Consider the following 8,212-nt stretch of genomic DNA (forward strand, 5'->3'; position numbering starts at 1 on the left):
CCAGGGGGCGATCACGAGGACGACGCCGAGCGGGTCGTACTGCGTCCAGGCGGTCGCGTCCGTGCCGAGGTGGGCCGGGACGGGGGCCGACTCGGGGCGCAGCCACTCCTCCAGGTGGTCGAGGGTGTGGTCGATCTCGCGGATCGTGAACCCGATCTCGGTGCGCTGGGACTCGGCGGCACTCTTGCCGAGGTCGGCATGGAGGGCGGCGGCGAGATCGTCACCGTGCTCCGTGAGCAGGTCGCGCAGACGGTGGAGCTGCGCGGTGCGCCACTCGACGGGCTTGGTGCGGCCGGTGCGGAAGGTGGCGCGCAGCCGGGCCACGACGTCGGCGGGCTGCTCGGGGCTGGACTGGTTCACGGTGCCTCGCTGCTGGTGCGTGGGAGTTCTCTACGGACAGATGTATATAGCAACCATTCATGTACCGGGAAAAATTCCGGTGGGAACATGGTCACCTCCCACATGACGGCTGTCACATCCGCACGAGCTCCCGGCGGCGGCGTTCCAGGTAGCCCCGCTCCGCCGCGCTCTCCGTGCGGGCGACGGCCGCCTCGTACGCCGTCACCGCCTCCGTGTGACGGCCCAGGCGACGCAGCAGATCGGCGCGCACCGCGTGGAGGACGTGGTAGTCGTCGAGGTCCAGCGCGTCCACGAGGTCGAGAGCCTTGCGCGGTCCGTCCACCTCGGCGACGGCGACGGCCCGGTTGAGGGCGACGACGGGGCTCGGCGCGACGGCCATGAGCTGGTCGTAGAGCTGGAGGATCTGCTCCCAGTCCGTGGCGTCCGTGGTCGGCGCGTCGCTGTGCACGGCGTTGATCGCGGCCTGGATCTGGTAGGGCCCGGGGTTGTTCAGTCGCAGGCACCGCCGGACGAGTGACTGACCGTCGGCGATCAGCTCGCGGTCCCACCGGTCGCGGTCCTGCTCGGGCAGCGGCACCAGCTCACCGTTCGCGCCCTCGCGGGCGGCCCGGCGCGACTCGACGAGCAGCATCAGCGCGAGCAGGCCGGTGACCTCGGGCTCGTCCGGCATCAGTTCGGAGAGGAGGCAGCCGAGGCGCAGGGCTTCGGCGCACAGTTCGAGCGAGCCGGTGTAGCCCTCGTTGAAGATCAGGTAGACGACGGCCAGAACGCCCTTGATCCGGTCGGGGAGGTCGGCGTCGCGGGGCACCCGGTACGGGATCTTCGCGTCGCGGATCTTGGCCTTGGCGCGGACCAGGCGCTGCGCCATCGTCGGTTCGGGCACCAGGAAGGCGCGGGCGATCCGGGCGGTGGTGAGCCCGCCGAGCAGCCGCAGGGTGAGCGCGACCTGGGCCTGGGTGGCGAGCGCGGGGTGGCAGCAGGTGAAGATCAGTCGGAGCCGGTCGTCGCGCACGGGTCCCTCCTCGGCGGGCGCGTCGGACGCGTACAGCAGCGCGGCCTCGCTGTGCCGGGCCTCCCGGGAGGACTCCCGGCGCAGCCGGTCGATCGCGCGGTTGCGGGCGGTCGTGATGATCCACCCGGCCGGGCTCGGCGGCACACCGGTCTCCGGCCATTTCTGTACGGCCGTGGTGAAAGCGTCCTGGACCGCTTCCTCGGCGAGGTCGATGTCGCCGAGGAAGCGGACCAGGACGGAGACCGCGCGCCCGTACTCGCTGCGGAAGACGGCCTCGATGTCGGTGTCGAACGCCATCAGCCCTCGGAGGTGTTCATGAAGGGGCGCACCTCCACGGGCAGGGTGGTGGCCCAGGTCGCCCGCCTGCCCCACTCAAGGGCCGCGTCCAAGTCGGCGGCCTTGATCAGGCAGAGGCCGCCCAGATACTCCTTGCCCTCGGCGTACGGGCCGTCGGTGATGAGCACGTCACCGTCCTTGGGGCGCAGCACGGTGGCCGTCTCCGGTCCGTGCAGTCCGCCGGCGAAGACCCAGGCGCCGGCGGCCTGGAGTTCGTCGTGGAAGACATCCAGCTTGCGGCGGATCTCCGCCATCTCCTCGGGCGAGGGCATCTGTCCGTCGGTCGGCGTGATCACACTGAGCAGGTAGTGCTGCATGGCGTCCTCCATGGCGCAGGGGGTTCTCGGAGTCCCTTGGGGGATCTCTCACCTCCTACACGAACGCCGTGTTCCCGGATCGACAGCGCGCCTCAGGAAACCGGCAGGATTTTCTCCGCGGGTGCCTGGGTGGGAGCTTCCGCAGGCTCCTGGTCCAGGGCCGCGTTGAGCCGCGCGAGCAGTCGTACCAGGTCGCCGTGGTCGCCGATGGCGTCGAGCAGCCGGGTCTGGTCGGTGAGGAGGCGGTGCGCGGTGCGCTGGTGGAGGGTGCGGCCCCGGGCGGTGAGGTGGAGCAGGACCCGGCGGCGGTCGGCCCGGTCGGGGCGGCGGTGGACGAGGTTGTCGGCGACCATCCGGTCCACCAGCTTGGTCAGGCTGGGCGCGGGCATCAGGGCCTGGTCGGCGATCTCGGTCATCGGATGTCCCTTGCCGTCCGCGATGACCGACAGGACCCGCCACTCCTCGACCGAACAGCTCTCTTCGGCCAGCACGGCGGCCATGCGCAGGCCCAGTCGCCGCTCGGCGTGACTCAGCAGGTGGGCGAGGCCCGGCGACGGTACGGACGACATTGCCGCTGTCCTTCCGGTAGGTCTACTGTGCGGTTTCAGATTACGAGCCTCTGCGAGGGCGCCGGGGCCGGGCCCGGTTTCCGTGCCCTCATGCCCTCACGGAGGTGGTCTGGTGCGTTCCCTGCCGCCCGGGCGGATCAGCGGCCCGGTCAGGACCCTGGTCGTGGCGCTGGTCGTGCCCCTGCGGGGTCCGGCGGGCGTCTTCGGCCCGTCCTGTGAACTGGCCGCGCAACTCGCCGTCGAGGAACTCAACGCCACAGGCGGGGTGTTGGGCCGCGAGGTCCGGCTGATCGTGGTGGACGGCGGCGGCCCGGCGGAGCAAGTGGCCGCAGAGGTCGAGGTGTTGGTGTCGATGCAAGCCGTCGACGCGGTGGTCGGCTGGCACACCTCGGCGGTCCGCAAGGCGCTGGTGCCGCGCATCGCGGGCCGGGTGCCGTACGTCTACACCGCGCAGTACGAGGGCGGCGAGCGCACGCCGGGCGTGTTCCTGACCGGCGAGACCGACGCGGCCCAACTCCTTCCCGCCATGCGCCTGTTGGCGGAGGAGACGGGTGCGCGCCGCTGGTGCACGGTGGGCAACGACTACGTGTGGCCGCGCGTCACCGCACGGGCCGCCCGCCGCTACGCCCGGGAGTGCGGCGGCCGGGTGCGCGACGAGATCTTCGTCCCTCTCGGCACCTACGAGTTCGGCCCGGTCCTGCGCCGGGTCGAGCGGTGCGAGGCCGACGCCGTACTGATGCTGCTCGTCGGGGACGACGCGGCGCGCTTCAACAGGGCGTTCGCCGCCCACGGGCTGCACCGACGCTGCCTGCGGCTGAGCACGCACATGGACGAGAACATCCTGCTGGCCACCGGCGCGGAGGCCACCGAGGGACTGTGGGCGGCGGCCGGGTACTTCGAGACCCTCGCCACCGCCGAAAGCCTCGATTTCAGCGGGCGTTACGCGGCCCGCTTCGGCGTGGAGGCACCCGTCGTGGGCAGCCTCGGCGAGTCGTGCTTCGAAGGCGTACGACTGCTGGCGGCACTCGCCGAGCGGGCGCGGTCGCTCGATGTGGGCGCCATGTGCGCGCTCGGCGGCACGGTTTCCTACGAGGGACCGAGAGGCGTACTGCGCCTGCACGGCAATCACCTCCGCCAACGGCTGTATCTGGCGCGGGCAGACGCCTTCGACTTCGACATCGTCGCCCAACTCTGACCTCCCCCACCTGCCGGGATCGAGGCTACCTTCCCGCAGGAATAGTTTCCACAGGAAGTATCAATTAAATCTACGCGCGTCGCCAAAAGAATTTTGAAAGGTCTCTCATTTAAAGCATCCGAAACGGACGGGAAACAATTCGGCGTGACTCTTCCGTCCAACTCCCCCGGGCCGTCCGGGAGGTGACCCACACCCGTGGAAGAGGGAAGTGTCGTGACGGAGATCGTCGACAAAGAGGCGCCGGCAACGGCTGCCGGACGGACCTACAACGACTGGGCGCAGAACGACACGCTGGAGGACTACTCGCTGCGCTACGCGCCGAAGTCCTTCCGGCGCTGGACGCCGTACGTGGTGGCCACCACCGCGCTCGGCGGCATCGCCTACCTCGCCGACTTCGCCATCGGCGGCTCGATCGCGATCTCGAACGGCTTCTCCAGCGCCATGGTGGCGATCCTGGCGGCGGCGGTGACGATCTTCCTCACCGGCATCCCGATCTCGTACTACTCGGCCAAGTACTCGATCGACATGGACCTGTTGACCCGGGGCGCCGGCTTCGGCTACCTCGGCTCGACCCTCACGTCGGTGATCTACGCCAGCTTCACCTTCATCTTCTTCGCCCTCGAAGGCTCGATCATGGCGCAGGCGCTCGACCTGGGCCTCCACATCCCGCTCGCCGTCGGCTACCTGATCTGCTCGCTGATCATCCTGCCGCTGGTGATCTACGGCATGACCGCGCTCTCCAAGATGCAGGTGTGGACGCAGCCGGTGTGGCTGGTGCTGATGGTCGCGCCGTTCGTGTCCATCGCGATCCAGGAGCCGGGCAAGTTCTCGCAGTTCACGCACTTCGCGGGCAACTCCCCCACGGGATCGAGCATCAGCATGCTCGGGGTCGGTGCGGGCGCGGGTGTGGCGCTGTCGCTGATCGCGCAGATCGGTGAGCAGGTCGACTACCTGCGCTTCATGCCCGACAAGACCCCGCAGAACGCCAAGAAGTGGTGGGGCGCGGTGCTCTCCGCCGGTCCTGGCTGGGTGATCCTCGGTGCGGCCAAGCAGATGGGCGGCGCGTTCCTGGCCTTCTACATCGCGGGCAGCGTCGGCCTGTCGAAGGCCAACGAGCCCATCCAGCAGTACGTGCACGGCTTCAAGACCTTCGCCGCTCCGGTCGCCCTGGGCCTGGCCACGTTCTTCGTGATCCTGTCCCAGATAAAGATCAACTCGACGAACGCGTACTCCGGTTCGCTGTCCTGGTCGAACTTCTTCTCCCGTCTGACGCACCGTCACCCGGGCCGCGTGGTCTACATCTTCCTCAACGTCGGCATCGCCCTGGCCCTGATGGAGGGCGGCGTCTTCGGCTTCCTCAACACGGTCCTGGGCTTCTACTCCAACGTGGCGATCGCCTGGATCGGCGCGGTCGTCGCCGACCTCGTCATCAACAAGCCGCTCAAACTCAGCCCGTCCTACATCGAGTTCAAGCGCGCCCACCTCTACAACTTCAACCCGGTCGGCTTCGGCTCGATGCTCATCGCCTCCGCCGTCTCCATCGCCGCGTACTTCGAGGCCTTCGGCGACTACGGCAAGGCGTACTCCCCCTTCATCGCCCTGTTCCTGGCGATGGTGCTCTCGCCCCTGTTCGCGGTCCTCACCAAGGGCAAGTACTACATCGCCCGCCTCGACGACCTGGAGGAGCCGCTGCTCGGCCCCGACGGGCTGCCCTCCGCCGTGGAGCTGACCTGCACGGTCTGCGCGACGGCCTTCGAGCGCCCCGACGTGGCGAACTGCCCCTTCCACTCCGGCGCGATCTGCTCCCTGTGCTGCTCCCTGGAGAAGGACTGTCACGACTCCTGCAAGACCGGCCCGGGCGCCACGGGCCCGGTCGACCTCGCGATGCCCGCCGTACGCTCGGCGGACTGACCACCACCTCGTCCCCACCGCTCCGGCCCGCGTCCCGCGACACGGGCCGGAGCGTCGCACGTGGCCGGCCCGGCCGATCGGGAGAATCACCCGCATGACCTCCCACGTTCTCGTCACCCGCGCCCGACGGCTGGCGGACGACCTCCTCGCCCCGCACGCCGAACAGGTCGACCAGGAAGGCGTCCCGGCGACCCACATCGAGGCGGTCAAACAGTCCGGCCTGCTGGGCGTGAGCGCCCCCGTGGCCTACGGCGGCTCGGCGGCACCCGGCGCCGTGGCGAGGGAGACGGCGGAGATCCTGGCCGGGGCGTGCTGCTCCACATGGTTCGTCCAGACGCAGCACCACACGCCCGTCATGACACTGGCGAACAGCGAACTGCCGGTACGGGAAAGGCTGTTGGGACCGCTCTCACGGGGTGAGCTGATGTCCGGGGTGGCGTACGCGCATCTGCGGGCGTATCCGCGCGTCCCCGTGCGGGTGTCGCGGGAGCGGGACGGCTGGCGGTTCGACGGGACGGTGCCCTGGTACACGGGCTGGGGCCTGAACGACGTGATGCTGCTCGCGGGGGTGACGGACGCGGACGAGGCGTTGTTCGCGTTCACCGAGGCGCGGGAACAGCCCGGCCTGCGCCCCTCGACTCCGATGCGGCTGGCGGCCCTTACCGCGTCCCGGACCGTGTCCCTGGAGCTGGACGGCCTGTGGCTCCCCGAGGAGGCGGTGGCCCTGCGCACGCCGTACGCGGAGTGGGCGAAGACGGACCGCCCCAAGCCGACGAACGCGTCACCGGCGGTGTTCGGAGTCGCGGGGGCTGCGCTCGCCCTGCTCGACGACGACACCGCCGGCCCACTCCGCACCCGCCTCGACGAGGTACGCGAACAGGCCTACTCCCTGGCCGAACACCCGGTGCCGCACGAGCACTTGGCCGAGCGGCTGGCCCTCAGGACCCGGGCGTACGAGGTGCTGATGACCGCCACGACGGCGGCCGTGGTGGCCGGGGGCGGCAGATCCCTGTCCTTGACGAACAGGGCCCAACGCCTCGCGCGCGAGGCCCTGTTCCTCCTGGTCCAGGGACAGACGGCGGAGTCGAGAGCGGCTCACTTGAAGGCACTGGCCGGCTCGTAATTCGCTTGACCCCGTCACATGGCGACGCTGCACTGTGGCGGGGCATCACGGGACGTGGTGCCGCTACCCCTGGAGGCAGCAACAGTGGTGGAGATCCGTCCCACGACCGGCGAGGACCTCGACGTTTTCGTCGACACGCTCCATGCCGCGTTCGGGCAGTTCCCGGAAACCCCGACCGACGGCGGCGGTCTCTGGTGGTCGGCGCTCGAAATGGACCGCTGTCTGCTCGCCACGACGGCGGACGGACGGCCCGTCGGCACGGCCGGCGCACACTCCTTCGAGCTCACGCTGCCCGGCGAGACCGTCGTCCCGGTCAGCGGGGTGACCGCCGTCGGCGTCCTGCCCTCGCACCGACGCCAGGGCGTGCTCACCGCGATGATGCGCCACCAGCTCACCGAGCTGCGCGCCCGCGGGGAGTCCCTCTCCGTGCTCCTGGCCTCCGAGGCCCTGATCTACCGCAGGTACGGCTACGGACCGGCGACCTACACCCAGCGCCTGACGGTGCCGCGCCACCGGGCCGCCCTCACCCTTCCCCGGGCGGGCGCCACGGCCGACAGCTCGGCGTCCGGCTCGGTCGAGCTGCTGCGTCGTGCCGAGTGCGGCGAGATCCTGGAGGAGGTCTACGACCGCTACCGCCGCGCCCAGCCCGGCGCGCTGTCCCGGCCGCACCGCTGGTGGGCCCTGCGCGCGGGGCAGCCCCCGATCTCCCCGGCGCCGCGCTACGTCGCCGTCCACCGGGACGCCGACGGGGTCCCGGACGGCTACGCCAGCTACGCGCTCGGCGATTCCCGAACCCTGACCGTGGACGAGACCATCGCCGCCGATGACGCCGCCTTCACGGCCCTGGCCCGGTTCGTGCTCGGCCACGACCTGGTCGGTCAGGTCGTGTTCAAGCAGTTCCCGCCCGGCCACCCGCTGCGCTGGCAGCTCGCGGACTTCCGGGCCGGAGAGGTGAGCGGCGACACCGACTGGCTCTGGGTGCGACTGCTGGACGTCCCTCGGGCGCTGACCGAGCGCGGCTGGTCGACGGACGGCGAGCTCGTCCTCGACGTCGACGACCCGTTCCTCGACGAGCACGGCCGCTACCTGCTGACCGTCCGGGACGGCAAGGCCGACTGCGTCCTCACGGGCCGGGAGCCCGATCTGTCCATGGACATCAGCGACTTGGGCTCGGTCTACCTCGGCGGCACCGCCCCGAGCACGCTCGTACGGGCCGGACACATCCGGGCCCACCGCCCTGGCGCACCGGCCCTCGCCGACGCGCTCTTCCGGGCGGATCGCTCCCCGCACTGCCTGCACTGGTTCTGACCGCGGCCGACATCGAAAGGGCGCGAAGCCGGGCCGTCGTGCGGCTCGGCGGCCGCCCGGCCCTCACGCGGCCCCGTCCGG

The 8,212-nt window shown here is 70.5% G+C and carries 7 protein-coding genes and 1 pseudogene; 4 read left to right on the forward strand and 4 right to left on the reverse strand.

Features of this window, described 5'->3' with window-relative positions; genetic code table 11:
• From ACWDEW_RS17525 to ACWDEW_RS17540, 4 genes and pseudogenes are all read right to left on the reverse strand, one after another.
• Nucleotides 1-369: pseudogene (locus ACWDEW_RS17525) on the reverse strand (aldehyde dehydrogenase family protein); the annotation flags it as partial.
• 103 nt (nucleotides 370-472) lie between these two features.
• Complete coding sequence (locus tag ACWDEW_RS17530; protein WP_450513800.1) at nucleotides 473-1,669, reverse strand: RNA polymerase sigma factor; 1,197 nt, start codon at nucleotides 1,667-1,669, stop codon at nucleotides 473-475.
• Nucleotides 1,669-2,025, reverse strand: a complete 357-nt coding sequence (locus ACWDEW_RS17535) for a YciI family protein (protein WP_450513802.1) — start codon at nucleotides 2,023-2,025, stop codon at nucleotides 1,669-1,671. The genes ACWDEW_RS17530 and ACWDEW_RS17535 overlap by 1 nt, the downstream gene beginning before the upstream one ends.
• A gap of 92 nt (nucleotides 2,026-2,117) precedes the next feature.
• A complete protein-coding gene (locus ACWDEW_RS17540) occupies nucleotides 2,118-2,594 on the reverse strand; it encodes a MarR family winged helix-turn-helix transcriptional regulator (protein WP_450513804.1) in 477 nt (158 codons plus the stop codon).
• 112 nt (nucleotides 2,595-2,706) lie between these two features.
• Here ACWDEW_RS17540 and ACWDEW_RS17545 point away from each other — a divergent pair, with 112 nt between their 5' ends.
• From ACWDEW_RS17545 to ACWDEW_RS17560, 4 genes are all read left to right on the forward strand, one after another.
• On the forward strand, nucleotides 2,707-3,789 hold the full coding sequence (locus ACWDEW_RS17545) for a substrate-binding domain-containing protein (protein ID WP_450513806.1): 1,083 nt from the start codon (nucleotides 2,707-2,709) through the stop codon (nucleotides 3,787-3,789).
• A 213-nt stretch (nucleotides 3,790-4,002) separates the two neighbouring features.
• On the forward strand, nucleotides 4,003-5,700 hold the full coding sequence (locus ACWDEW_RS17550) for a purine-cytosine permease family protein (protein ID WP_450513808.1): 1,698 nt from the start codon (nucleotides 4,003-4,005) through the stop codon (nucleotides 5,698-5,700).
• A gap of 94 nt (nucleotides 5,701-5,794) precedes the next feature.
• Nucleotides 5,795-6,823 carry an acyl-CoA dehydrogenase family protein gene (locus tag ACWDEW_RS17555; RefSeq protein WP_450513810.1) on the forward strand — a complete coding sequence of 343 codons (1,029 nt, stop codon included), beginning with the start codon at nucleotides 5,795-5,797 and terminating at the stop codon, nucleotides 6,821-6,823.
• An 87-nt stretch (nucleotides 6,824-6,910) separates the two neighbouring features.
• Nucleotides 6,911-8,131, forward strand: coding sequence for a GNAT family N-acetyltransferase (locus tag ACWDEW_RS17560; RefSeq protein ID WP_450514100.1), 1,221 nt, complete (start codon nucleotides 6,911-6,913; stop codon nucleotides 8,129-8,131).
• Nucleotides 8,132-8,212: the final 81 nt, after the last annotated feature.

Source organism: Streptomyces sp. NPDC001100, assembly GCF_053598575.1.